The organism is Serratia sp. (in: enterobacteria) (assembly GCF_051654945.1).
Classification (GTDB): domain Bacteria; phylum Pseudomonadota; class Gammaproteobacteria; order Enterobacterales; family Enterobacteriaceae; genus Chania.
On record NZ_JBOFZA010000043.1, the window covers coordinates 98,005 to 121,752 of the forward strand.

A 23,748-nucleotide genomic window follows, 5' to 3' on the forward strand; every position below is an offset into this window, starting at 1 on the left:
CCTTACCTGCCGGAGAACTTTATAGTTAGCGCTATGCAGAACGACAAAAAAAACAGTGAGTGGCTGAGCGTTATCGAGTTAGTCACCGGGGATGCGCTACTTTACGACCTGCTGAAATACTGTCCGTTGGCTATTCTACGCCGCTGGCAGTTGCAGCAAGTCAGGCCAGGCACGCTGATCTGCCAACAGAATGAAATTTGTGATGAATTTCACCTGATCGCCCAGGGCAACGTAGACGTATTTATTCACGCCGACGACGGGCGTAAATATTTACAGGCGCGCTACCATGCCGGAGATATGCTGGGTGAGTTGGAAATATTTGAGCAACGGCCGTATATCTGCTCGGTTGAAGCGACCAGCGAGGTGACGCTACTGACGCTTTCACGCGCCGACTTCTGCCACTGGCTGACGGTCGACAATTACTTCAACCAGAAAATCATTCAGTCGTTCAGCAGCCAGTACTACCAACTCTCGAAAAAAGCCGGCGAAGACAGCCTCTATTCATTGCACCAGCGCGTCTGTCATGCGCTGTGGCAAAGCTACCAACACCAGGGAGCCAAAAGTGAAGAGATCACCATTAATAAACAACAGCTCAGCGAACAGTTTGCCGTAGCCCCACGCAGCATTAACCGCATCCTGTTTGAACTGCGCGAGCAGCAGATTATTACGGTCAATGGTGAACGGATTGCGGTGGTTGACCCAGCGCGCTTACACCAACAGGCCGGGTTTTAATTTTTGGCCATAGCGCCAACCCGTATAAACGCAGGTAAGTTCGATGACTCAACTACAACCCCATATCCGGCTTAGCCGGCAGATGACCCACGCCCATTACGCGCTGTTACCGGGGGATCCGCAACGCGTCGAACACGTTGCCCGCTTTCTGGAGCAGGTGGAAGATTTTGGCCAAAACCGCGAATACCGGGCGCTACGCGGTTGGTTTCGTGGTGTGGAAGTGCTGGTGATTTCCACCGGCATGGGCGGCCCATCGACGGCCATCGCCGCCGAAGAACTGCATCAGATTGGCGTAGATTGCCTGATACGCATTGGTAGTTGCGGCGCAATGCAAACCGCAATGAAACTGGGCGATCTGGTGATCGCCAGCGCGGCGGTGCGCGACGAAGGCACCGGCAACGCCTATATTCCTGCGGCCTACCCGGCCAGTGCCGACAGTGGCCTGGTCTACCTACTGCGCCAGCAGGCCAAAAAGCTGGGATACAGCACGCACTGCGGCTATGTCCGTAGCCATGATAGTTTCTACACCGATCGGGAACAGGAGATCACCGATTTTTGGTCGGCCAAGGGTATTCTCGCCGCCGATATGGAAACCGCCCCGCTAATGGTCGTTGGCGCACTGCGTAATATGCGCATTGCTTCTATCCTGAACGTGGTGGTGGAACATCAGGGCTACCTGGAGCAGAGCATCAACGACTATCAACAGCAGGAGCATTGCTGCCAACGTGGCGAGGAACGCGAAATCGTGCTCGCACTCGAAACGCTGTATCAGGATCATCTTGAGAGGACGCAATAATGGATTTCTTCAGCATCAATAACGTCATGGTCAATATTCCTCTGGGCGAAGGCGGCTATGCGCTGTCATGGATCGAAGCCATTGGTACGGTGTTTGGCCTGCTGTGCATCTGGTTTGCCAGCAAAGAGAAGATTATCAACTACCTGTTTGGTTTAATTAACGTCACGCTGTTTGCCGCAATCTTCTTCCAGATCCAGCTATATGCCAGCCTGCTGTTACAGGTGTTTTTCTTCGTCGCCAACCTGTACGGCTGGTACGCCTGGAGCCGTCAGAATGAAAATAATGAAGCCGCACTGAAAATTCGTTGGCTGCCACGGCAAAAGGCCCTCACGCTGCTGGTAGTTTGCGTGGTAGCCATCGGCCTGATGTCGCTGTTTATCGATCCGGTGTTTGCCGTGCTGACACGCATTGCCATCGGCATTATGCAGGGAATGGGGCTGTCGGTAGTGATGCCTGAGCTGCAGCCAGACGCCTTCCCTCTGTGGGATTCCACCATGCTGGTACTGTCAATCGCCGCCATGGTGCTGATGACGCGCAAATACGTAGAGAACTGGCTGCTGTGGGTGGTGATCGACGTGATCAGCGTAGTGATTTACGCCATCCAGGGGGTATATGCCATGTCGTTGGAGTATATTTTACTGACGGTAATTGCGCTGATGGGTTCGTTTGCCTGGATCAACAGTGCGCGCCAAAATGGCTCAAAACCGTTGGAACCATAGGCAGAACTCAGGGCAATGCCTTGAAAATGGTGGGGATCCCCCCCATGTAACCTGTGTTGTCTGCCATTTCGGTAGGTCTAGCGAAAGGAAATGAATATGTTAGAGAATTATTTTGGCTCTGGGATCGCTCCAACTGAAGAGCAAAAACGCAGATTACTGGCGGTGCAGGCAGCATTGGAACTGTTGAAAGCCACGCTGTCCGACACCAACGACGGTAACGGTGTCGAATACCAGCTGAAAACGGCAGAAAAGCACGTCAGCTCTCTGGCAGACGCCATTCAGGCAGCCGTAGAGAAGAAGTAACGTCCTTGCCTTGCTGAAGCCCCTGCACGATCCACGTGGTGCGGGGGCTTTTTATTGGTAAATTGTCTCCTCCTTGCCAAGAACAATACCCTTCATTTCACCCGCTATTTTTCTCCCTGACTTTAACTATGTGTCAGCACTCACATATTTAACCAGGGAATTGTTGATTCCCGTTCACAACAACTTTCGTCTTCCTATAGGGTATAAATTAATCACCAGGAGGACGATAACTAAAAAAGCAATTTTTAACTTCTTAGCAGAATGAAATCATGTGCATCGTAGGCTGCTCATTGGCAAGCTATTATCTGCTGGTTATTAAATAAAGAAAACTCATCACCTACCGCACAAAGCGTTAGATAAATTAACGCTTATCCCACAGCTCATGATGTTTTTCAGTGAGTCGCTTTAGTACGCCTTATTTTTATAAAAAATAACAAGAAAAACGTTTTATTTAACACAGGATGATAAAATGAAGATAATACCTCTGGCCCTACTCTTCCCTGCCCTGCTAGCCACCAGCGCCGCCGAGGCGGTAACGGTATATAACAGTAAAGGAACACAACTCGATATATATGGCCGTATCGAGGCGCAAACCGGCAATGAATGGACCGCAGAACATACCAATGCCACCAACCTGACCGGCCGGCTGGGCTTTGAAGCCAAACAACAGCTGGATGAACAGTTTGGCCTGTTCGGCAAATTGGAATGGCAGGTGAACACGCAAAAGAATGACACCAAGAACACCGAAGATAACTGGGATATCCGCTATGGCTATATCGGCATCGACGGTAAAGATCTGGGTAAATTCATGGTGGGTCGTACGCGAAACCCGATGTATCAGTGGATGGGGATCACCGATCGCTATATGAACTACACGGCTAACGTTTACTCCAACTGGGTTGGCACACGTATCGACTCTTCCTATCAATGGAACCGTCAGGACGGCACACTACAATATGAATATACCCATGGAGGGCTAGACATTCGCACTGCCTACGTCATGGGCAATGGCGCAGGTGACAGCACGGTTGACGATGGCTACATGGCCAGCCTGGGCTATGCTTTTGAACTGCCGGTGATGGGCACGCCACTAAAAATCAAACCGGTGATTGCCTGGCAGAAAATGACTAAAGATCCCAAGAATACCACCTTGAGCGGCAACTACACTGACTACACCCAGAAAGGGGCAGGCGTACGCCTCAATTACGGCAAGGGATATCTCGGTATTAACGTTGGCCGTCAAACCTATCAGCAAACTGGCAAGCCGGACAAAGATTACGATGCTTTCGACTCACTGGCTGAATACTGGTTTACCAGCAAAGTCGCACTGCGCGGTGGTTACTCTCAGTTGATAGAATCCGAGAATGATTATGCCCATCGCAAACAGTGGATCTCCGAATTGGAATACCGACTGAAAAAAGACGTCCACCTTTCTGCTACCTACATTTATGACGATCGGCAAAGCTATGACTCGGCAGAAAACCTGTGGGTACTTGGGTTACGTTACGAATTTTAATCACCGCACAAGGATGGAAAACATGTACAACAAACTCAGTTTATTCGCCGTGTTGGCATTGTGTGCCAACCTCAGCCACGCTGCCGCACTGCCCAAAGAGAGCGGCAGCTTCGATTTTACCGTGCCACAAACCGGCAAGAAGATGGAAGTCTTCAGCTACCAACCCCCTGGTGCCGATGCCAACACGCCGGTGGTCTTTGTCCTGACCGGTCTGAACCGTAATGCCGCTGAGTATCGTGATTCGTGGGTAGAAAATGCCAAGAAGAACCAACTTATCGTCATCGCCCCGCGTTTCTCCGAAGCCGATTACCCCGGCAATGACGGTTATAATCTGGGCAATATAGAAAATGCCAAAACCCACCAGGCCAACCCCAAAGGAGAATGGGCCTTCACGGTCATTGATGACCTGTTTGCCGACCTGCAACAACAAGGGATTACCAAGCAGAAGAACTATTATTTATTTGGTAACAGCGCTGGCTGCCAATTTGTTCACCGCATGCTGACCCTGGTGCCGGAGGCTAACGTCAAAGCCGCCATCTGTGCGGCAGCAGGATGGTGGACCATGCCAGATGTGGAAAACCTCTGGCCGTACGGCCTGGACAAAGCGCCGGTAAAAGTGACGCAAAAGCAGCTGGCCGACTACTTTGCCAAACCGGTGCTGATCACCGTTGGCGAAAAAGATAACGATCCCTACCACCCCTTGCTGCGTCGCTCTTATGAAGCCATGGCTCAGGGGGATAGCCGGTTAACCCGGGCACAAAACTATTTCCTGACGGCGCAGCAGAAAGCCAAACGCTATAAGGTCGACTTCAACTGGCGCTTTACCACCTTGCCCGACGTAGGGCATAGCGGCTCGAAAATGTCTGCCTACGGTGCCGAGCAATTTGCCTGGTTTGAACAGCACGGTGACTTCAAGGCCAAGCCGTAACTCGCGGAGCCCGCGCTGCTGCCTGGGCGGGCAGTAGCGCGGGTCAGAAGGGAATGAGAGATGACACACACTTCTGACAAGGGAATTTTTGATTCCCCTTTTTTCTCCCTTGGGTTTTGTTATTAATGAAGGATGAAATTACGTAGAGGGGAAACGGACATGAACAGAGCGGAATTCTCTCAACGTATTGCCGGTATTGATAATCTGACCGACACGGATCGGCGGATCATCGACTATTTTGACAAGCATTTTGAATCCATTCCCTACAGCAAAGTGATTGATGTTTGCCATGAGATCAACATAGCCAAGTCGACCTTGGGACGATTCATGATGAAGCTCGGCTTTACGGGGTTTCGTGACTTCAAAGAGTCAACTATCGAGCCTGAGCAACGCAGAAACATCTCTCCCATCGAACGTTTCGACAACAGTAAGGACAGAAAAAACGGTATTGAATACATTGAAAAACATTGCAGCGAGATCACCGATAATATCAACAGTACGTTGAAAAATATCAATCGGCAGGATTTGGAAAAGACCATCGCGCTAATCTGCGATCCGCAAAAAAGGCTTTATGTGATTGGCAGCGCAACGGCACACTCCTTAGCCGAATATTTTTATCTGCTTGGCCGCTATATTAAAAAAGACATTGTGCTGCTGGATGCCAATATTGCCAACTTGCCGCATAAACTCATCGACTCAAGAAAAGGCGATGTGCTGCTGGCGATCTCTTATTACCGGTTTTCCAGCGTGACGACGCGGCTGATCAAATGGTTCTACCAAAACCGCGGGGATACTATCGTCATCACCGATAAAGCGGTCAACCCGTTCAGCCACTTCGCCAGTGCCATGTTGCTGATGGAGAGCCAGCACAGCGGGCTGTTCAGCAGCCGTAGCGCCGGGTTCGTGCTGATTGAAGCCCTGGTTAATTTTATGGGCGAAGTGAAGAGTCATGAACTGAACGACAATTTCCATGTCATGGAATCGTTATTTGAGGCGTTTAACGTATTTAATAAATAATATTACGTCCACACCTCCCCTGAGTTTATTTTTATTGATCATCAACGGCGTTCCCTAACGCCGTGACGAACACCTATTGCATAAAAAGAGGCTTTATCATGAGCAGTGAAAACAGCGCAATTCCTGTTTGCCCTGAACAGCAAATTCTGCGTACCTCGCAGGGGAATTTATCTTTCCGCGCCTGTGGTGAGGGTGAAACCCTGATCTTTTTACACGGTATTCTGGGCAGCGCCAAAGCCTGGCCATTCCAGTTTGCCGCCTTTGCTCCTCACTACAGCGTCATGGCCTGGGATGCGCCGGGCTATGCCGACTCTGCGCTGGTTCCCGCCGATATCGATGCTTTCGTACAGATGCTGCATGAGTGGGTGCAACACTGTGGATCAGAGAAAGTTTCCCTCGTCGGGCACTCCATGGGCGGTACCGTTGCCAGCCGTTATGCCGCTCTTCATCCCGAGCGGGTGAAAAACCTGGTGCTGTCTTGCACCCATCCCGGCTATGGCGCACCGGAGACCGCGCCCAGCTCGGAGAAGCTGGAAAAACGGCTGCAAGAACTGGCCGAAATCGGTCGCGAAGCCTACGGCAGAAACCGCGCACGGGATCTACTGCCATTCCCGGAGGTGCCTGCGGCGGTGTTGGACTATGCAGCAGAAATTGCGGCAGGCACCAACCTGGAAGGCCTGAGGCGTGCCACCCGCATGTTGCAGCTAGCCGACAACCGCCCGCTATTGCCGCAGCTCAGGATGCCAACGCTGATCCTGACGGGCGAAAAAGACACGGTGGTACAACCGCAGTTGAAAGCCGACCTATTGGCGTTGGTGCCCTATACCCAGCATATCGAGATGCCCGGCATGGGACATGCGCCCTATTTCCAGGCTCCGGATTATTACAACAAGCTATTGCATGAGTTTTTCGCCAATCACGCATAAAGGGGGCAATGATGGCTGGATTTATCATCGGGATGATCGTTACCGTACTGGCGGCCTGGTTTATTATCAAAAACTACCAGCCGCAAACGGTGCTGTTGCTGGCCGGGCTGAGTTTATTGCTGATCACGGCGCTATTCTTTCCTGAGCAATCGATACTGTACGGCAAGGCAAAATCCATCGGCTGGGTAGGCGGCGATATTTTCGCCTTCGTCAAAGAGTCTTTGACCACCCAGGTGGCGGGCATTGGTTTGATCATTATGGCGGCAGGTGGCTTTGCCGACTATATGGATCACATCAAAGCCTCGAACTCGATGGTGAACCTGTGTATCAAACCCTTGCAGATGATCAAGGCGCCTTATCTGATCCTGGCGATCGGCTACGTGTTATCCCAGTTGCTGCACGTGGCGATTTCCAGCGCGGCCGGCCTGGCGATGCTGCTGTTGGTCACCTTCTTCCCGGTCTTGGTGCGGCTAGGGGTCAGTAAGGCCGCCGCCGCCTCAATGATCGGTATGTCGGCGTTTATGGATCTCGGCCCGGCGGTGGGTACCGCCAACCTGGCAGCCAAACACGCCGGTATGGAAACTGCGGTCTACTTTGCCCACTATCAGTTGCCGGTCGCTACCGGCGTGATGCTGGCGGTCGCGGTACTGATCTTCTTTACCGCACGCTACTTTGACGCGAAGGACGGGCATATCGTCGCCCAACAGCAAGTAGAGCAGCAGACCAGCGAAGACTTGGCCAAGGTGCCGGCTTTCTACGCCTTCCTGCCGGTATTCCCGGTGATACTGGTGATCGTCTTCAGCCCGCTGGTGGTCAGCAGCATCAAGATTGACGTGGTAACGGCAATGATTATCGGCACCCTGCTGGCATTTTTCTGCGAATTACTGGTCAGGCGGGATTTCAAAGTTGCTTGCAAGGGCGTGCAGGTATTTTTCAAAGGCATGGGAACCATGTTTACCAGCATCGTTTCCCTGTTAGTGTGTGCCGACGTTTTCGCCCAGGGCTTGCAGATTATCGGGGCCGTTGACTTCATTATCCACACCGTTCAGACCGCGGGCTTTGGTTTTGGCAGTATGACAATAGTGATGGCTCTGCTGGTCTGCGTGACCGCCGCGCTGACCGGTTCAGGCGTGGCTGCATTTTTCTCCTTCTCGGGGCTGGCTCCTGGCATTGCCGCCAAGTTTGGCGAGAGTGCCGTCAGCATGATCCTGCCGATGCAGTTAATGGCGGGGATGGGAAGATCGATTTCCCCGGTGGCCGGGGTGATCATTGCCGTCAGTAAAGCCGGTGAGTGCTCGCCGTTTATGATCGTCCGCCGTACGCTGATCCCGGCTGCGGGAGGGATGATTACCATGCTGGTGCTAAACGGTATCCTGAATTAGCGTGCTCTTAAGACTCGGGCAGGGAAATCTCTGCCCTATCATCAAATCCTCGCCGACTGGCCATTATTTGACTACCTACCCAGTCTTTTCCGAATTCTGCTGCCACCTCTATATCGCCTCGTTCAGCCCCTGTACACTGCCTAAAAATACCCCTCCCCCCAAGCTGCCCGGCGTCGTGGATGAGACTGTGCTGCTTCGGGAAGCAGGAGTATTTCAGCGAACTCGATCGGTTCCCTCTCCTTGCGCGAGAGGGCTAGGGTGAGGGGAAAAATCCCGAATTTATTAACAAGGAGTGTTGATATCATGTTCTCAAAGATCATGTTTATTCTGTTTGCTGCCGCCGTGGTATTGGTGCTGATTAACTGGGAACGCCTGTGGGACTACATCCGGCCGATGGTCTAACCTGGCCTGCTCCCCTCTGCTAAGAGGGGACGGATCTTTCACTGAGCCTTATTGATGGTACAGTTCCATTGCTGGTTCACCACGCTCTGATTCGCGACGATCTGTAACGACAGAGCGGCCTCCTGAGTATGGGTGACGCTGTATTCAAGCACCACATCGTCCAGATTGCTGGCCGTACGCTCTATTCTGAACAAGGCCGAACCTGGTTCGATATTCAACAAACTGGCCAATTTGGCATCGCAGATCACCGGCAAATAACGTTCCGTCGCCTTGGTTGGGGAATAACCAAACGTTTCCCGCAGCTGTTCATACAACGGGCTGCTGCCATCAACATGGCTCAGATCGTTATACACCCGGCCATTCAAGTAGGTGATCGAGTGACCCACCACTTTTCCCCCCTGCATAAATGACCGCTCAAGACGCATCAGTTGATGACCCAAATCCAGATTCATCCGCTCGGCCTCCTGCTGATTAGCCATGGTCGATAACAGGGAAAGGATCTCTACCTCAACCGGCTTGGCCGAATTGAAGGTCAGCAGCACATCCGGCAGGTCGGTGTAATGTTTATGCAACGCATCCCGATTGATAAAGGTCCCTTTACCCTGCTCCCGGTGCACCATGCCAATGCTGGCCAGCGAATCTATCGCTTGCTTGATGGTACCGCGGGCAACTTTAAACTCATCGGCGAGCAACAGTTCACCGGGCAGTTTATCGTCATAGGTAAAGGTGATGATCCGTTGCAGGATAATACCCTTTATCCTGAGATACAGTGGCAATCCATCCGACTCAAACATACTCGTGCTCCACTCAGAGGTAGTGTATTTGGCTCCTGTAAGCGTCAAGTATATCCTGATTTATCTGATGATTGCCGTCTATGTTTGCGCTCGCCAGGATCGGCGGCGTACGCTGTTGCTGCTGCATCAGTTCGCAGATCCGCAGCACCAGACTGTTGGCGATCGTCGCCCCCATGATGGTCGATAACGGTGCCGCCTTTTGGGCCAATCCCGGCAGGCTGACGGCGGCATCGCCATACTCGCATTGGTTATCAATGGTGATATCGGCGATATCCACCAGCAACTGGCCGCTGGAGTGCCGGGACGTCACCCGCGCAGCGGTAGCCAGACTGGTGATGGCAATCACCTTGGCGCCCGCTGCCCGCGCGGCCAGCGCAACATCGATGGTTATGGCATTACGACCGGAAACCGAGTGGATCAGCAACGTATCCCCCGCTTTCAGCGGCGATTGCTCTATCAGCACCCGCCCCAGTCCCTCAACGTTTTCCACCGCACTGGTCAGCGTCAATGGCCGGACATTGAGCATCAATGCCGGCGTAAATAACGGATTGACGATAGCCAACCCTCCGGCCCGATAGCTCATTTCCTCCGCCAGAATACCGGCGTGGCTGGCGCCGAACACAAACAGATCCCCACCGGCCAGCACCGTCTCGGTCATCACTTCTGCGGCGCGCCGTAGCGTGTCAGGCTGTTGCTCCAACTGGGCCAGCTTCTGGCGGATTTGCTCGTAGTATTGGGTCAATGCCTTGCTCATGGCTTTTCCTCAGAATGTCAGCAGTCGGGTTAGCGCTGCGATCAACGGTGCCAGCACAAACATATCGCTGTCACCGGCCCACAAGGCGGTATCAGGAATGGTGTCGCTGATGAAGTAACTGACGCAGAAATACTGCCCCCAGGCCACCACGGTAGAGGTGATAAATCCAGCCAGCAGTGCCCCCTTATAACCTCCGGTGATATTGCCAAACACCCCGGCCGTACCGGCATGGAAGAAAATGACAATCATGCTGGGGATAAAGACGTAGCCGGTATAGCGGCCGATCAGGGTGAGCCACAACAGTGAACCAACAAAGGCACCGACGAAGCCCAGCACCACCGCATTAGGGGCATAGTTAAACAGGATTGGGCAATCCAGCGCCGGCTTGGCTCCGGGCACCAAACGCGAACCAATGCCGTTAAACGCCGGCACCATTTCACCGATAAACATCCGCACGCCAAGCAGGACCACGGCAATGCCACCGGTAAACATCAGCGACTGTTTCAACGCATAGATGTAGAAGCTCAGATCGCCAGACTGCGCCAGGATTTCAGCCGCTTTCGGCGTTCCTTTGATTTGCAGAATAAAGGTACCAATAAAGAACAGCAGCGACATGGTCAGGGCGGTCACTACGTTGGAGTCGCGCAGAAAACCAAGCTTTTTCGGTACCTTGATATCTTCAGAACTGATCTTGTTAGCCGCGAAAAGTTGGCCAAACAACGCCCCCAGCAAGGCGACGGAGGCCGAGGTGTGGCCCAACGCCACGTTGTCGTTGCCGGTGATCTTGCGCACCCAGGGTTGCACCAGCGCGGGCTGCAACGTCCAGTACACGCCCATAATCACCGTCAGCATCAGCGTCAGTTGCAGACCGGAAATGGCCGGGTTGCTGTTGACCATCACCCCGGCAAAAATCATCGTGGTCCAGAACATCATGTGGCCAGTCAGATAGATATACTTAAAGCGCGTCAGCCGAGCCAGCAACAGGTTAAGTGCAAACCCGCCGGCGATGGCGATGGTCACGCTGCTGCCATAGCGTTCTGTGAAATGTACCTGGCCGATAATGTTGGTCAGATTCATTGAGCTCAGGCCGAAGACTTCCGTCCAGATGGGTTGGAAAATCAGCAGAGCCGAGACAATAATCCCCGCCCCTGCGCCGATAATCAGAAACCCCAAAATGCCTTTCAAGGTGCCGGAAACAATATCCGCCAGCGGTTTGTCTTGTAATACCAGGCCCAGCAACACAATCAGGCCGATTAAAATCGACGCCTCCCCAAAAATATTGACCGTGATCCAGCGCAATACCCCCAGAAATTCGCTCATGGTTAGCTCCCCCGTTGCAGAATGCCGGCCTGCTCCAGCGCCTGGGCGATCTCTTTGCTGTCGATGTAGTTATTCACGATCGCTACCGGACAGGCGAGATGCCGCAGGTTATCCACCAGTTCGGCATTGGTGATCACCAGATCGGCATTGGCAGAGGCCGCCGAAGAAACATCCATATGCTCCACCGAAGCCTGGATCCCATGCAGTTTTAACACCGTCTCAACGTTCATTTTTAAAATCAGGCTCGATCCCATGCCCAAACCGCATACCGTCAGGATTTTCATTAGCATCACTCCGTGTTAACTCATCAAGGCCTGCTTATTTCGCGCTGGCTATCAGTTGATACAACTGCTCAGGATCGCGGGAATTCATCAAGATATGCAGGTTATTCTCATCCGCCAGCAGGGTGACGATATGCTGGATCAGTTGAATATGCCGATCGCTGCTGGTGGCAGACAGCCCCAGCAAAACCTGAACCGGATCGTTTTCCGCATGGCCAAAAACGACCGGCTCACGCAACCGAACCAGGCTCAGCTGCGCCTTGATCGCCCCTTGCTCCGGGCGGGCATGTGGCATCGCCAATCCGGGGGCAATCACAAAGTAAGGGCCAAACTCCTGATAGCTGGCCACCATCGCCTGAACATATTCCGCACTGCAAGCACCGGCTTGGCAAAGCGCCAGACCTGCCGCCTGAATGGCTTCCACAGCGTTACCAGCCGGGTTATCAATATCAATTGCCTGACGAACGATCATCGCGGCCTCCTGTGGCCAAGTGCTGACGAATGGAAGCCAGAGTGGTCTGCAACGCCTGCTGCACAAACGCCTGTCCTTTCTCTTTGCTGGCGCAGCGAGGATCGCCCAGTACGGCATAGTCGGCAAACTCCGTCCAATGCACCGGCTGATAGCGGAAATTCTCTGGGAATTCGGGGTAATGTGAGCGTGCCAACGTCATATCGACGTGTTCGGATGCCAATGCCAACATCAGGGAGGTCTCGACCTCGTCCGCGTGCATATAGCCGGGATAGGCAACGGCAGAGGTCCTTAACCGCTGGACACAGCTGTCCATACCGGCCCAGCTATAGCTGAGCAGCGTGATGCCCTCCTCCTTCAACTGCCTGGCGGCGGCCTTGATGGCATCAAAATTGCCGTAGTGCGCATTGATTACCGCCGTGGTAGTGATGCCGTAACCGGCCATATTGCGTGCCAGCGAGAGCAATAATTGCGTCAGCAGGTCGTTACCAATGTCGATCGCCCCTGCGTGCCCACGCAGTGACCACACCTGACTGTAGGACACCACCGGCAGGCTGAGCGCAGCCTCGCCCAGTTGTTCATCCAGCAAGGCACAAAATCGCTCGGCCAAGAGATTATCGGTATCCAACGGCAGATGATCGCCGTGGGGTTCCACCGCGCCCAGCGGCAACAACGCGATCTGCGCTTGCGCCAATGCCTGTTTGGCCTGTTGCTCATTCAGCTCATGCAGTCTCATGCCGCCTCCTTAGCCAAAAGCAAAGTAGCGCGCCGGGTTTGCTACCAAGAAGTCATGCAGCAGGGCTTCGCCATCAAATCCGGCCTCTTGTGCCTCCTCAATAAATCTTGGCCGCCAATCGGCCAGAATAAATTTCAGCCCCAGGCCACCTTTGCCGTAGTGGGCGCTCATGGATTTACGGGCGAAATCGCCGCCGATAAGAATTTGTTTCTGATAACCGCGTTGGCACAGCGCCAGAATGGCCTGCGTACGGATATGTTCCGGGTAATATTTTATGCGGCTCATACCGTCAAAGGAGAGAAATGCCCCGGTGTTGGCAATCTGACGGTGCAGCCACGGATCGGGATTACGATCCATATGAGCAAAACAGAGGCGGGACAAATCCAGCCCCAAACCTTGAAATATCTGTGCCTGTTCCAACCCCATGGTGCCCATTTCCGTGTGGCTGTGCATCGGAGCACCCGTGCTTTGCTGTGCCCTGACGACCGCTTCCATGGTTTTACGTTCCAACGGGGAGATGGTGTTATATCCGGTACCGCATTTCACCACTCCAGCCCGATACTGGCTGCCCTCGATACCTTCGGTAACTTCACGGCTGACGTGTTCCGCTAATTCATCAATCGAGGCCCCTTCAATCCACTCGGCAAAGCTTTGTGTCGAGCCTGGCCGTTTGCTGCTCCACAGGAACCCTTTGTTAAAACCCGCCGTGGCAATGATATGCAGTTGCTGGCGCTTGGCCATCTCGGCTACGGCAACCACCTGACGCCCATAATCGGGGGCGGTGGCGTCATAGATGGCATTGCCGCCGGCCTGACGAAAATCGGCCAGTTCGCGTTCTGAAGCCTGGAGATCGTCCAACAGCAGATCGTCATCCTGGCGCTCGGCCCAATAGGGAGGAATACAGTAAATATGATCGTGGCTGTAGGTTACGCCAAGCTGGCTGGCAGCAATATCACCGTTTAACGTGCGGATGGATCCCATGAGAACAACTCCCTGGAACAGAAAAGAAGGTTGTTTCAACATAGGGCAAGATCAGTTGATCAGTCAAGTGATCAAGTTCGCAAATTAACCAATTGCTGGTTGAGCATGCTGCTTGATAAATGGCAATGGCCACGCAAAGCGCAGCCATTTTTAGCAAACCAACCTCCAGCGAACATAGAATGAGTTATGCGCCCTCACTCACCGCCTTGCCGTGTTTAACCAACCGGAAAAATAGCATCCAGGTAGCGATCAATCCGGAAAATGCGGCGAACATCAACCAGTATGAAGGGGAGCTTTTACTGCCGGTGATCTCCACCAGGCCGGTTGATATGATTGGCGTCAGCCCGCCGAACACGGCGGTGGCCAGGCTGAATGCCAATGAAAAACCCACCGTCCGCACATAGACGGGCATGACCTCGGTCAATGCTGCGACCATCGCACCGTTGTACATACCAAAGAAAAATGACAGCCACAGCAAGACCGCCGTCATGCGTGCAAAACTTGGTGCCTGAGTCAGCCATTCCAGCGCCGGGTAAGTGGTCAGCAATGCCAGCACGGCGATGGTCATCAACACCGCTCTGCGGCCTATGCGGTCGGAGATGGCCCCGCCGATGGGCAACCAGAAGAAGTTGGACAACCCCACCAGCATGGTCACTATCAGGCTATCCTCGGCGCTCAGATGCAACACACTTTTGCCATAAGTGGGCGTATAAACGGTGATAAAGTAGAAGGTCGTCGTCGTCATGGCTACCAACAGCATACCGGCCAGAATCACCTGCCAGTTCTGTACCACCGTATAAAGAATTTCCCGCGTGTCAGGCCGATGCTTGCGGTTAAGAAACTCTTCGGTTTCTACCAGTGAACGGCGTAATACAAAAATCAACGGGATGATCATGCAACCAATAAAGAATGGAATACGCCAGCCCCATGCCGATATTTCCGCTGGCGTCAGATGAGCATTCAGATAATACCCAATCACGGCCGCCGCAATAATAGCAATTTGCTGACTGGCAGACTGCCAACTGGTATAAAACCCTTTATTCCCCGGAGTGGCAATTTCAGCCAGATAAACCGACACACCGCCCAGTTCGACACCGGCAGAGAACCCCTGTAGCAAACGGCCTAACAACACTAACGCTGGCGCTAACAGGCCGATAGTGGCATAGCCGGGCACCAGAGCAATCAGCAAAGTACCACAGGCCATAATCGATAACGTCACCATTAGCCCTTTACGGCGGCCAATCCGGTCGATATAGGCGCCGAGCACGATAGCCCCAATCGGGCGCATCAGAAATCCGGCACCAAATACGGCGAATGTCAGCATCAATGAAGCAAATTCATTCTCGGTCGGGAAAAAGGTTTTAGCGATATAGGTGGCATAAAACCCGAACAGAAAGAAGTCGAATTGCTCAAGAAAATTGCCACTGGTCACACGAAGTATGGCCCCTAACTTGGCGAAGCGTGAGGGCGCAGTTTTAACTGAGTTTTCAACCATTGTATACACTCTCCATGGCAATCATCAGTCGCCATATTTATATTGTTTTGTAGGGTAGATTGAGTAAACACGTTGAGTTTGAATCAGGCTTTACGCCTTTTTTCTATCGCCCACTTTAATAGTGCTGCGGTACGATAAAAACCATGAGCAAACTTACCGTAAGGCAGGGTTAAAAACAGTGCCATCACCGTTCCCAGATGCACCGCCAGTAGTGCTCCCATCAGCGAAGTATCACGGCCAGCCAGTAAGGCAATACCGGTCGCACTGACCAACAGCAATAACAGGATAAAACCACGATCCATCGGTTTTTGTGCCGCGTCGCCGTGGGCCGGATTGCGCCGCAGATTCAGCCACAATAACCCTGCCGGGCCGATAATCAGCCCCACACCACCCAGCGTACCCAGTATCACCGGCACGCTCAGCAGGTCATACGGTGCCTCTAACCCCAGCAGGAAGTGATAACCGGTAGCGACCAGCGTTGAGGCAAAACACAGCATAAACCCGTAAAACGTGAAGTGGTGAAAACGGCGACGCCGCAGTGTGAAGGCATCATCCTCATCGTTACAGCCTTCCCCATGCCCACCATCCAGATAGGTCAAGGTCAGCACATTCCGGGCTGTTTCCGCCATTGCGGGCAAACTTCTGCCCTCCGATGAGATCTCACGCCAGAATCTGCGGGTACTGAACAACAATGAACCGATAGAAAACAGGAACACGCTGCCAAACATCACGGCCAACAGGTTGTGCGGGAAGATCTGATAAAAATCGCCGGCCATCGGCGCATGGATCAAGGTCCCTCCCAGAGCCATTACCAGCAGCAAAAACAGCCCAATACCAAAGGCCAGCGCCAGCACTACCGCCACCCCTGCCCGCTTATACCAGGCACCAAAACTGGCAGGCCAGGCATATTCCTGATAGGTTTCGAGCCGTACTTTGGCCATCGCCTGCGGCACATTAACGCCGAACTCATGAGGCGGCGCGTACTGACAGGCGTGCAGGCAGGCACCGCAGTTATGGCACAGATTCGCCAGGTAGTTGATATCAGCCTTGCCAAACGTCAGCCGGTAGGTCATAGCGGGGAAGACGGCGCAAAATCCTTCGCAGTAGCGGCAGGCGTTGCAGATTTGCATCACCCGCTGCACTTCCTGTTCGTTGTCTGTCAGGGATTGGGCTTCACGGATCAATAATTCAAGCTGTTTCATGGCTGATCTCCCGCGCTGCGGCCAGTGCCGCCTGATAACCGGCAATACGACCAAAAGCCGTGCCAATAGACATTCCCACGCCAGCGGTGTACCCCTTGCCAAGCACATTTCCCGCCATCATCTCTCCGGCCACAAACAGATTGCGGCTAGGCTGGCCGTTAAAATGGACGGCGGCATGCTCATTCACTTTCAAACCCAGATAGGTAAAGGTGATCCCGGGTCGCAGGGCGTAGCCATAAAAAGGGGGGGTGTCGATCTGTAAAGCCCAGTGAGTTTTCGCCGGGGTCAGACCTAAAGTATGGCAATCGTCCAAGACCGTATGGTTGAACGTACCTGGCTGGCAGGCGCGGTTATAGGCGTCGATGGTCTGTACAAACGGCCCAGGCTCCAACCCGAGTTGCAGAGCCAGATCCGCCAGGCTATCGGCTTTTACCCCGGGGAAAACCGGCGGCATAAAACGCCCAACGGCTTTGCTATCGATGATCGAATAGCCGATTTGGCCGGGTTGTTGCGCGACCAGTCGCCCCCAGATCGCATAGCGTTTAGGCCAGAAATCTTCCCCTTCATCGTAAAAACGTTGGGCCAGGCGATTGAGCATGACGCCCAGCGAAACGCAGTCGACGCGGGTGCATATCCCGCCGTCATACAACGGGGCACGGGCATCAATGGCCACGCAATGGGATTGTGAAGGATCGCCAATCACATCGGCCCCGGCGTCCATCATGAATTTGAGCAATACACCTTGATTGAAGCGGGTACCGCGGATCAGAAAGTTGTCCGCGGGCCATTCGCCTGCGGCGTTTTGCCCCCAGGCTTTACGCAGCCAGGCACGGTTGGATTCAAACCCACCAGCGGCTAACACGCAGGCACGGGCCTCAATGCGTTGCTCACCAACCCGTACCGCAACAAACTGCCCGTCTTGTAGCTCAATAGCATCCACCGGGCTGTGGTAGCGGATCACCACCCCCATTTTTTCGGCACTGCGATAGTAAGCATTAACCAATGCCTTACCGCCGCCCATAAAGAAGGCATTGGTACGGGCAACATGCAGAGCACCGGAAAGCGGTGGTTGAAAATGGACACCGTGCTTTTTCATCCATTCCCGGCAGGTCGATGACGCCCGGATCACCATTCTGGCCAAAGGTTCATTCGTCAATCCACCGGTCACTTTCAGCAAATCTTGCCAGAACTCTTCTTCGGGATAGCTATCGACCAACACATCTTGTGGTGCATCATGCATACAACGTAAATTGCGCGTGTGCTGAGAATTACCACCGCGCCACTCTTTTGGCGCAGCCTCCAGCAATAAGACTGACGCTCCGCTTTCCCGCGCCGTTAACGCCGCACACAGCGCCGCATTGCCCCCACCAATGACCACAACGTCAAACATAGCCACCCTCTAGGTGTTATCCTTTTGTGATCAAAATGTAACCTCTGGCATCAAGGGCAGCTACGGGGCAATGCTTAACAGGGGTTTAGGGTTAGTAAAGGGTCGCTCCCGGCCAATGGCCCTGCGTGACCAATTGGCGGATCACGCTTTGCAGTACGACTCTTGCCGCCAGGCCTACGGGTGAGAGCTCATCATCGGAAAGACTGACCAGAAAATTGGGGCGACTTAACACCGGGTTGTCTATTTCTATCACTTTGAGGTTGTCGTCCAGAATACGTGAGATAGCCGCGCCGGGCTGAATGGTGGCTCCGAGCCCTTGGCGAACGGCATCCATCAACAGCGCCAGCCCATCTATCTCTGCCAGAATATTTAACTCCAACTGCTGACGGGCAAAGCTGGTATTCAACAACGCCCGCAAACCGTGGGTCTGGCTGGGCAAAATTAGCGGTAGTGCAGCAAAGGCTTCTGGCGTCATCGCCTCGCCCTGAAAACGGCCGACGATCTCCTGTGTGCCAATCAGAAACAATCGTTCTTCCAATACCGGGATCGCACTCCAGGTCTGTAACTTTTTATTCTGGAACACCACGGCCAGATCCAACTGGCGGGCTTTGATCATCGCAGCCAGATTGCCCGACAGGCTCTCCACCACATGCAGACGGATATCGGCATAGCGCTCCCGCATCGCCAGAATAAACGCCAGCCCGAGAACCGAAGCGGTGCTTGGCGCCATCCCGACGCTGACGTGCCCAGATAGCCGTGCCTGCTTGGCCGCACGCACGGCATCATCGGCGTGGCGTAAAGTGAGTTGAGCCTGGGTGAAAAAAGCCAGACCAGCATCGGTGGCAACGATACCGCGCGAGGTCCTTTGCAGTAACCGAATTGACAGTTCGCTTTCAAGCCGGCTTATTTGCTGGCTCAGGGCCGAGACACCAATATTCAGGTCGAGCGCGGCCTGGCCCATGCTACCTAGCTCAACGGCTCGTACAAAATAGCGTAACTGCCTCAGCTCCACCTTGCTCTCCCACTAATTCATAACGCGTTTCCCTAATACTTAACATGGAAAAGCCTTCGGAAAAGTGAGGAGTCTGACATTTGGAGTTCAGTTCACATGCTGTGCCCCTACGGTGCCGTTTTGCGCACCACATTGACCCGCCAGATACCAAAACACACCAGCACCAACGCCAGGGCATAACGCCATTCCATAATACTTTCCTGTAAGAAAATGGCCGACAGTACCGCACCGGAAACCGGGATCAGGAAGTTGAACGGCGCGATCATGCCGACGCGGTTATATTTCAGTAGCAGGCTCCAGAGCGCAAAAGCGACCGATGACAGCAGCGCCAGGTAGCTCAGGATTGCCACTGACTCCCAACCGTGGAATGTCAGCCTGCCTCCGGCCAAATACCCCCCCACCGTCAGCATCACACCGCCGATGGCCAGTTGCCAGCCGGTCATGATGGTCGGATCGACCGTCTGCGAAATGCGTTTACCATATAGCGTGGCGGCGGAAAGGATAAATGCGGCGATCACCACAAAACCATCCCCCAACCAGCTAAAACTGAAGTCCATCAGTTGGCTGTTGAAGTTGACCACCATCACCCCGGTGAATCCCAGTACGCAGCCGACGATCTTGTTCATGCTCAGGCGGTCATTGTGATAGATGAAGTGCGCCAACAGCACGCTGAAGAAGGTGCCGGTGGCATTCATGATCGACCCTTTGACGCCGGTGGTGTAGGCCAGACCGATATAGAAAAACACGTATTGCAGTGCCGTTTGCGTCCCACCTAATACGACCAGTTGTGAATACTGCCGCCGAGTCAAACGGCCAATGGCTTTCCCCTGCCACAGGGCGAACAGCAGCAGTAATCCCCCGGCGATCACAAAGCGATAGCCAGCAAACACAATCTTGCCGGGGAGATCGCCGGTAGCAATCTGAAAGATTTCATAGCCATTTTTAATGGCCGGATAGGCACTGCCCCACAGCAAACAGCAGAAAGCCGCACACAGCCAAACAAATTTCGGCTGGGTAAACAACGACACGTTAGTTTTCACGCCCCTTCCCTTTAAAAAATTAAAATCCCGTTTCATAATTGCGTATTATCCGTCAAAACAAAAAAATAGCCCGCGCTTTAACGAACAATTTGCTTGAGCCTTCCGTGGTTACAACGCGTTATGATAGGGGCTGAAAAATCAAAGCTCAGGAGAACAAGGCATGTCTACCGCAACCTTTAGCCGTTTAACGTCCCTTCTTGACCAACAGCAGGCGCGCTATCGCGTGGTCGAACACCCCTCGGCAGGCAAATCCGAAGAGGTCGCCAAGATACGCGGCACCCAGTTGGGACAAGGGGCGAAAGCATTGGTATGCCACGTGAAGGGCAACGGCATCAAGCAGCACGTGCTGGCCATCCTGCCCGCCGATCGGCAGGCCGATCTCGGCGCGTTGGCAGAGGGTATCGGGGGGACTCGTGCCTCATTGGCCAGCCCAGTTGAGGTCGAACAACTGACCGACTGCGTGTTTGGTGCGATCCCACCGTTTAGCTTGCACCCGGATCTGTTGCTGGTCGCTGACCCACTGCTGTTTGAACGCTTTGACGAATTGGCCTTTAACGCGGGTACGCTTGAGCGCTCGCTGGTGCTCAACACCGAAGATTATCAGCGAATTGCTCAGCCTAGATTGGTGACGTTTATTCGCGCGGAGTGATCTCACGCCCAGGAGAGGGAGCTGGCACGGTGTTGTGGTTAAAAACTGATGTCAATATGTAGCACGTTCGGTCCCCTCTCCTTTTGGGAGAGGGTTAGGGTGAGGGGATATTTTGCGGACGCTGCAACAGCTTGGCCATATTGATGGCCTCAATCAGCTGCGGGCGATTCACCCGTGGCGACTGGCTATCCAACAGACGTTGCCACAAGCCGATCGCCTTGGCATATTCCGTATGCAGAAAGGCATCGGCAGCCAGCAGCATCAGCGCCGAGACTTCATCCTTATCCAGCGCCAAAGCCTGTTGTATATTGCTTTCCACCTGCGGGGTAATTCGCTGCCCTGCCTGATAATACAGTACCGTCGCCAGCGCCGAGTACAGTTCCGCATTCGGCCCCCGCAGAGCCAACGCCTGCTGGTAAGCCGCCTGGGCATCGGCAAAATTATCGTTAAACAGATAATATTCCCCCAGCTGTGCCCACAACACGCTGTCTTGCGGCGACTGGTCGATCTTTAATTGTAACTGCTGCAACTCGCTGTCTGCCTGCTGTTGAGGCGTGAGTGGTGGTACAGGCAGACTGCGCTTATGCTGTTCGGCCAACACCATGGCCGGGCGGCCACTGGCCACGTACCAAACCGCAGTGAGGCCAAGCACCAGCCCGATCAGCAGCAAATGAGAAATACGTCGCTTCATTCAGCCCTCCGTCGCCGCCATAATACTAGCCCGATCGCTCCTAACATCAGCGGTGGCAGCCCCCAAAGTAGCAACGTCGAGACCTCGAGCGCGGGTTGATAACGCACAAAGTTGCCGTAGCGTGCCGTCATAAAATTGATGATTTCGGCCTGCGTTTTGCCTTGTTCGGTCATGGCAAACACCTCATGACGCATGGCTACCGCCGCCGGGGCATTGGACTCTAATAAACTTTGATTCTGGCACTGCGGGCAGCGGATCTGGCCTGCCACCGCCAGCGCTCTTTCCTGTACTTCCGGCGTGGAGAATGCCCAGGTATCGACGATCTGGGCCGCCAGCGGCAACTGGATACTCCCCCACAGCACAAGAGCGATTAACCAGCGCATGCTTGCCTCCTGTGCCAACCGGCGGACAATACGCCAATTATCATCAACGCCCCTCCCCACCAGATCCAACGGATACCGGTCTGCACATAAAAACGCATGGCATAACGTTGCTCGCCACTTTTTTCCCCCATCACCACATACCAGTCATGGAAGGCGTTCCAGTCGATCCCCGGTTCAAACATCTGTTGGCGGCGGGCGGTGTAAAACCGCCGTTCCGGCGTCAATTGCGCCACGGGTTTGCCTTGCCGGGTGACCTCAATCATCGCTTGCTCGCTGGTGAAATTCGCCTGGGTCTGTAAATCTACCGAACGCAACGCAAACTGGTATCCCGCCAAGGTGATGGTTTCGCCTACGGTGACATTCAGGCTGACCTCATGGCGTTGCAACGCAGAACTCGCGATGCCCAACGCGGTCAACAACACCCCGGCATGGGCGATCCACTGGGCATAGCGCCGCCGTCTAAAACCGCCGTAACACATCAATACCAGCCCCAACAGCCCGAATGGCAACAGCACCAGATTGAAATAAGGCGCACCGACCGAGATTTGCCCCCAGCCCATCATCCGGTAAAACATCGGGTATAAGGTGCCCACCAGCACAATCAGGGCAGCGGAACTTAGAAGTAACAACGCACCGAGCAACGCAGGCTTCACCGGCGACGTGGCAGATTTCCCCCGGTTGGCGCGTAACGCATAAATCAGGAATGAGGAGCCGCTAAGGAACGCAAACAGGATAAACAGCGGCAACGCACGTTGCTCATCCAGTGCAAAGGCGTGCACCGAAACCAGGATACCGGAGCGAACAATCAGGGTGCCCAGCAGGCTAAGAACAAAAGTGCCCAACGTCAGCAATAGCGACCAATGGCGCAGTCCGCCGGTACGCTGTCCGACCGCTAGGCTATGTAACAGGGCGGTCGCGGTCAGCCAAGGGAGTAACGAAGCATTCTCCACCGGATCCCAGAACCACCAGCCGCCCCAGCCCAACTCGCTGTAGGCCCACCAGGAACCCAAAATGATCCCGGCGGTGAGAAAACACCAGGCCGGTTTGGCCCAGCGCAGGCACTGCCCGGCAATCTGGGCGTTAAATTCCCCTTGCAGCAAGGCGGCCAGCATCAGAGCGCAGCAGGTAGCAAATCCGGCATAGCCCAAATAAAGCAGCGGAGGATGCAGGATCAGGCCGATATGTTGCAGCATCGGGTTCAGATCGCGCCCTTGTGCCGCAGCGGGAAACAGGCGAACAAAAGGATCGGAGAAGCACAGGATGAACAGCAGGAAACAGCCGACGATCAGCGCCAAAATGGCCAGAGTGAGCGGCTGGAGTGAACGCATTGATTTGGGGCTGAACAGCGCAAAGCAGGCAGACCAACCCGCCAGGCACAGTAGCCACAGCAACAGCGAGCCTTCGTGCCCGCCCCACAGCGCCCCGGCCTTCATTAACGCTGGCAACTGGCTGTGACCATGTTGCGCTACGTACATGACCGAGAAGTCATTACGCAAAAACAGCTGTAGCAGAATGGCGAAAGACAGAGCGATGAGCACAAAGATGGCCAGGCTCCAGCCGCGAACTGGCAATAACCCACGCCAGCGGCGGCCTGGCAAAGCCGACAGCGTGATGCCAGCCAGCGAGAGCGATGCCACGCAGGCCAGCAGTAACGCCATAAATCCCAGTTCGGGTAACCACAACACATCTACCGCCTTATTCTCTTCTATCTGTCCTGCTCTACCCTATGGATTTCAAGTCGCAGCTAGGCGACAAGCTTGTTCATCCCCAGGAGCTTACTTTTAGTAAGTGACTGGGGTGGGCAAGTGCAGGTAACAACGCTGCGGCTTG

The 23,748-nt window shown here is 54.0% G+C and carries 25 protein-coding genes; 10 read left to right on the forward strand and 15 right to left on the reverse strand.

Features of this window, described 5'->3' with window-relative positions; translation table 11 throughout:
• Positions 1–33 precede the first annotated feature (33 nt).
• From ACRDCA_RS06510 to dcuC, 9 genes are all read left to right on the forward strand, one after another.
• The gene (locus tag ACRDCA_RS06510; RefSeq protein ID WP_438688789.1) at positions 34–732 is read left to right on the forward strand and encodes a Crp/Fnr family transcriptional regulator; all 699 of its coding nucleotides are present in this window, start codon (positions 34–36) and stop codon (positions 730–732) included.
• A 43-nt stretch (positions 733–775) separates the two neighbouring features.
• On the forward strand, positions 776–1,528 hold the full coding sequence (locus tag ACRDCA_RS06515) for a nucleoside phosphorylase (RefSeq protein WP_438688790.1): 753 nt from the start codon (positions 776–778) through the stop codon (positions 1,526–1,528).
• On the forward strand, positions 1,528–2,247 hold the full coding sequence (pnuC, locus tag ACRDCA_RS06520; RefSeq protein ID WP_438688791.1) for a nicotinamide riboside transporter PnuC: 720 nt from the start codon (positions 1,528–1,530) through the stop codon (positions 2,245–2,247). Before ACRDCA_RS06515 ends, pnuC begins: the two co-directional genes overlap by 1 nt.
• 96 nt (positions 2,248–2,343) lie before the next feature.
• Positions 2,344–2,550: a hypothetical protein gene (locus tag ACRDCA_RS06525; protein ID WP_021180021.1), complete on the forward strand. Its 207-nt coding sequence runs from the start codon at positions 2,344–2,346 to the stop codon at positions 2,548–2,550.
• A gap of 469 nt (positions 2,551–3,019) precedes the next feature.
• Complete coding sequence (locus ACRDCA_RS06530) at positions 3,020–4,066, forward strand: porin (protein WP_438688792.1); 1,047 nt, start codon at positions 3,020–3,022, stop codon at positions 4,064–4,066.
• Positions 4,067–4,088: 22 nt separating this feature from the next.
• A complete protein-coding gene (locus tag ACRDCA_RS06535; RefSeq protein WP_438688793.1) occupies positions 4,089–4,994 on the forward strand; it encodes a hypothetical protein in 906 nt (301 codons plus the stop codon).
• 159 nt (positions 4,995–5,153) lie between these two features.
• Positions 5,154–6,011 carry a MurR/RpiR family transcriptional regulator gene (locus tag ACRDCA_RS06540; protein ID WP_438688794.1) on the forward strand — a complete coding sequence of 286 codons (858 nt, stop codon included), beginning with the start codon at positions 5,154–5,156 and terminating at the stop codon, positions 6,009–6,011.
• A gap of 98 nt (positions 6,012–6,109) precedes the next feature.
• Positions 6,110–6,937 carry an alpha/beta fold hydrolase gene (locus tag ACRDCA_RS06545; RefSeq protein WP_438688795.1) on the forward strand — a complete coding sequence of 276 codons (828 nt, stop codon included), beginning with the start codon at positions 6,110–6,112 and terminating at the stop codon, positions 6,935–6,937.
• Positions 6,938–6,948: 11 nt separating this feature from the next.
• Entirely contained in the window at positions 6,949–8,319 is a 1,371-nt protein-coding gene (gene dcuC, locus ACRDCA_RS06550) for a C4-dicarboxylate transporter DcuC (protein ID WP_438689019.1), read from the forward strand.
• A gap of 440 nt (positions 8,320–8,759) precedes the next feature.
• Here dcuC and ACRDCA_RS06555 read toward each other — a convergent pair whose 3' ends face one another.
• The 12 genes from ACRDCA_RS06555 to ACRDCA_RS06610 form a co-directional block, all read right to left on the reverse strand.
• The gene (locus tag ACRDCA_RS06555) at positions 8,760–9,515 is read right to left on the reverse strand and encodes a GntR family transcriptional regulator (protein ID WP_438688796.1); all 756 of its coding nucleotides are present in this window, start codon (positions 9,513–9,515) and stop codon (positions 8,760–8,762) included.
• 13 nt (positions 9,516–9,528) lie between these two features.
• Complete coding sequence (locus ACRDCA_RS06560) at positions 9,529–10,269, reverse strand: sugar isomerase domain-containing protein (RefSeq protein ID WP_438688797.1); 741 nt, start codon at positions 10,267–10,269, stop codon at positions 9,529–9,531.
• 9 nt (positions 10,270–10,278) lie between these two features.
• Positions 10,279–11,589: a PTS ascorbate transporter subunit IIC gene (locus ACRDCA_RS06565; RefSeq protein ID WP_438688798.1), complete on the reverse strand. Its 1,311-nt coding sequence runs from the start codon at positions 11,587–11,589 to the stop codon at positions 10,279–10,281.
• Between the two features lie 2 nt (positions 11,590–11,591).
• Positions 11,592–11,873, reverse strand: a complete 282-nt coding sequence (locus ACRDCA_RS06570; protein ID WP_438688799.1) for a PTS sugar transporter subunit IIB — start codon at positions 11,871–11,873, stop codon at positions 11,592–11,594.
• 34 nt (positions 11,874–11,907) lie between these two features.
• On the reverse strand, positions 11,908–12,342 hold the full coding sequence (locus ACRDCA_RS06575) for a PTS sugar transporter subunit IIA (RefSeq protein WP_438688800.1): 435 nt from the start codon (positions 12,340–12,342) through the stop codon (positions 11,908–11,910).
• Complete coding sequence (locus ACRDCA_RS06580; RefSeq protein WP_438688801.1) at positions 12,320–13,075, reverse strand: creatininase family protein; 756 nt, start codon at positions 13,073–13,075, stop codon at positions 12,320–12,322. Before ACRDCA_RS06580 ends, ACRDCA_RS06575 begins: the two co-directional genes overlap by 23 nt.
• 9 nt (positions 13,076–13,084) lie before the next feature.
• On the reverse strand, positions 13,085–14,056 hold the full coding sequence (locus ACRDCA_RS06585; RefSeq protein ID WP_438688802.1) for a phosphotriesterase family protein: 972 nt from the start codon (positions 14,054–14,056) through the stop codon (positions 13,085–13,087).
• A gap of 184 nt (positions 14,057–14,240) precedes the next feature.
• Positions 14,241–15,551: an MFS transporter gene (locus tag ACRDCA_RS06590; RefSeq protein ID WP_438688803.1), complete on the reverse strand. Its 1,311-nt coding sequence runs from the start codon at positions 15,549–15,551 to the stop codon at positions 14,241–14,243.
• An 83-nt stretch (positions 15,552–15,634) separates the two neighbouring features.
• Positions 15,635–16,753, reverse strand: a complete 1,119-nt coding sequence (tcuB, locus tag ACRDCA_RS06595) for a tricarballylate utilization 4Fe-4S protein TcuB (RefSeq protein WP_438688804.1) — start codon at positions 16,751–16,753, stop codon at positions 15,635–15,637.
• On the reverse strand, positions 16,740–18,143 hold the full coding sequence (gene tcuA, locus ACRDCA_RS06600; RefSeq protein ID WP_438688805.1) for an FAD-dependent tricarballylate dehydrogenase TcuA: 1,404 nt from the start codon (positions 18,141–18,143) through the stop codon (positions 16,740–16,742). The genes tcuB and tcuA overlap by 14 nt, the downstream gene beginning before the upstream one ends.
• A gap of 91 nt (positions 18,144–18,234) precedes the next feature.
• Entirely contained in the window at positions 18,235–19,155 is a 921-nt protein-coding gene (locus ACRDCA_RS06605; RefSeq protein WP_438688806.1) for a LysR family transcriptional regulator, read from the reverse strand.
• Positions 19,156–19,262: 107 nt separating this feature from the next.
• Positions 19,263–20,231 (reverse strand): DMT family transporter, encoded by a 969-nt coding sequence (locus ACRDCA_RS06610; RefSeq protein ID WP_438688807.1) that lies wholly within the window; start codon positions 20,229–20,231, stop codon positions 19,263–19,265.
• A 124-nt stretch (positions 20,232–20,355) separates the two neighbouring features.
• Between ACRDCA_RS06610 and ACRDCA_RS06615 the strand changes: the two genes are divergently transcribed.
• Positions 20,356–20,844: a YbaK/prolyl-tRNA synthetase associated domain-containing protein gene (locus ACRDCA_RS06615; protein ID WP_438688808.1), complete on the forward strand. Its 489-nt coding sequence runs from the start codon at positions 20,356–20,358 to the stop codon at positions 20,842–20,844.
• Between the two features lie 94 nt (positions 20,845–20,938).
• On the opposite strand, the gene ACRDCA_RS06620 is transcribed toward ACRDCA_RS06615, so the two are convergent.
• Genes ACRDCA_RS06620 through nrfE form a run of 3 tightly spaced genes read right to left on the reverse strand, consistent with a single transcriptional unit; the run spans position 20,939 to position 23,576 of the window.
• The gene (locus tag ACRDCA_RS06620) at positions 20,939–21,535 is read right to left on the reverse strand and encodes a TPR domain-containing protein (RefSeq protein ID WP_438688809.1); all 597 of its coding nucleotides are present in this window, start codon (positions 21,533–21,535) and stop codon (positions 20,939–20,941) included.
• Positions 21,532–21,918: a cytochrome c-type biogenesis protein CcmH gene (locus tag ACRDCA_RS06625; RefSeq protein ID WP_438688810.1), complete on the reverse strand. Its 387-nt coding sequence runs from the start codon at positions 21,916–21,918 to the stop codon at positions 21,532–21,534. Before ACRDCA_RS06625 ends, ACRDCA_RS06620 begins: the two co-directional genes overlap by 4 nt.
• Positions 21,906–23,576 (reverse strand): heme lyase NrfEFG subunit NrfE, encoded by a 1,671-nt coding sequence (gene nrfE, locus ACRDCA_RS06630; RefSeq protein WP_438689020.1) that lies wholly within the window; start codon positions 23,574–23,576, stop codon positions 21,906–21,908. Before nrfE ends, ACRDCA_RS06625 begins: the two co-directional genes overlap by 13 nt.
• Positions 23,577–23,748 lie beyond the last annotated feature (172 nt).

What these genes read in the sequence shown, in the direction of transcription:
- ACRDCA_RS06560 (WP_438688797.1), bottom strand. Translation starts at nt 10,269, where the DNA reads ATGAGCAAGGCATTGACCCAATACTACGAGCAAATCCGCCAGAAGCTG.
- dcuC (WP_438689019.1), top strand. Translation starts at nt 6,949, where the DNA reads ATGGCTGGATTTATCATCGGGATGATCGTTACCGTACTGGCGGCCTGG.
- ACRDCA_RS06580 (WP_438688801.1), bottom strand. Translation starts at nt 13,075, where the DNA reads ATGAGACTGCATGAGCTGAATGAGCAACAGGCCAAACAGGCATTGGCG.
- ACRDCA_RS06610 (WP_438688807.1), bottom strand. Translation starts at nt 20,231, where the DNA reads ATGAAACGGGATTTTAATTTTTTAAAGGGAAGGGGCGTGAAAACTAAC.
- pnuC (WP_438688791.1), top strand. Translation starts at nt 1,528, where the DNA reads ATGGATTTCTTCAGCATCAATAACGTCATGGTCAATATTCCTCTGGGC.
- ACRDCA_RS06590 (WP_438688803.1), bottom strand. Translation starts at nt 15,551, where the DNA reads ATGGTTGAAAACTCAGTTAAAACTGCGCCCTCACGCTTCGCCAAGTTA.
- tcuB (WP_438688804.1), bottom strand. Translation starts at nt 16,753, where the DNA reads ATGAAACAGCTTGAATTATTGATCCGTGAAGCCCAATCCCTGACAGAC.
- ACRDCA_RS06535 (WP_438688793.1), top strand. Translation starts at nt 4,089, where the DNA reads ATGTACAACAAACTCAGTTTATTCGCCGTGTTGGCATTGTGTGCCAAC.
- ACRDCA_RS06570 (WP_438688799.1), bottom strand. Translation starts at nt 11,873, where the DNA reads ATGAAAATCCTGACGGTATGCGGTTTGGGCATGGGATCGAGCCTGATT.
- ACRDCA_RS06510 (WP_438688789.1), top strand. Translation starts at nt 34, where the DNA reads ATGCAGAACGACAAAAAAAACAGTGAGTGGCTGAGCGTTATCGAGTTA.
- nrfE (WP_438689020.1), bottom strand. Translation starts at nt 23,576, where the DNA reads ATGGCGTTACTGCTGGCCTGCGTGGCATCGCTCTCGCTGGCTGGCATC.
- ACRDCA_RS06625 (WP_438688810.1), bottom strand. Translation starts at nt 21,918, where the DNA reads ATGCGCTGGTTAATCGCTCTTGTGCTGTGGGGGAGTATCCAGTTGCCG.
- ACRDCA_RS06525 (WP_021180021.1), top strand. Translation starts at nt 2,344, where the DNA reads ATGTTAGAGAATTATTTTGGCTCTGGGATCGCTCCAACTGAAGAGCAA.
- ACRDCA_RS06585 (WP_438688802.1), bottom strand. Translation starts at nt 14,056, where the DNA reads ATGGGATCCATCCGCACGTTAAACGGTGATATTGCTGCCAGCCAGCTT.
- ACRDCA_RS06555 (WP_438688796.1), bottom strand. Translation starts at nt 9,515, where the DNA reads ATGTTTGAGTCGGATGGATTGCCACTGTATCTCAGGATAAAGGGTATT.
- ACRDCA_RS06545 (WP_438688795.1), top strand. Translation starts at nt 6,110, where the DNA reads ATGAGCAGTGAAAACAGCGCAATTCCTGTTTGCCCTGAACAGCAAATT.
- ACRDCA_RS06615 (WP_438688808.1), top strand. Translation starts at nt 20,356, where the DNA reads ATGTCTACCGCAACCTTTAGCCGTTTAACGTCCCTTCTTGACCAACAG.
- ACRDCA_RS06530 (WP_438688792.1), top strand. Translation starts at nt 3,020, where the DNA reads ATGAAGATAATACCTCTGGCCCTACTCTTCCCTGCCCTGCTAGCCACC.
- ACRDCA_RS06565 (WP_438688798.1), bottom strand. Translation starts at nt 11,589, where the DNA reads ATGAGCGAATTTCTGGGGGTATTGCGCTGGATCACGGTCAATATTTTT.
- tcuA (WP_438688805.1), bottom strand. Translation starts at nt 18,143, where the DNA reads ATGTTTGACGTTGTGGTCATTGGTGGGGGCAATGCGGCGCTGTGTGCG.
- ACRDCA_RS06620 (WP_438688809.1), bottom strand. Translation starts at nt 21,535, where the DNA reads ATGAAGCGACGTATTTCTCATTTGCTGCTGATCGGGCTGGTGCTTGGC.
- ACRDCA_RS06515 (WP_438688790.1), top strand. Translation starts at nt 776, where the DNA reads ATGACTCAACTACAACCCCATATCCGGCTTAGCCGGCAGATGACCCAC.
- ACRDCA_RS06575 (WP_438688800.1), bottom strand. Translation starts at nt 12,342, where the DNA reads ATGATCGTTCGTCAGGCAATTGATATTGATAACCCGGCTGGTAACGCT.
- ACRDCA_RS06540 (WP_438688794.1), top strand. Translation starts at nt 5,154, where the DNA reads ATGAACAGAGCGGAATTCTCTCAACGTATTGCCGGTATTGATAATCTG.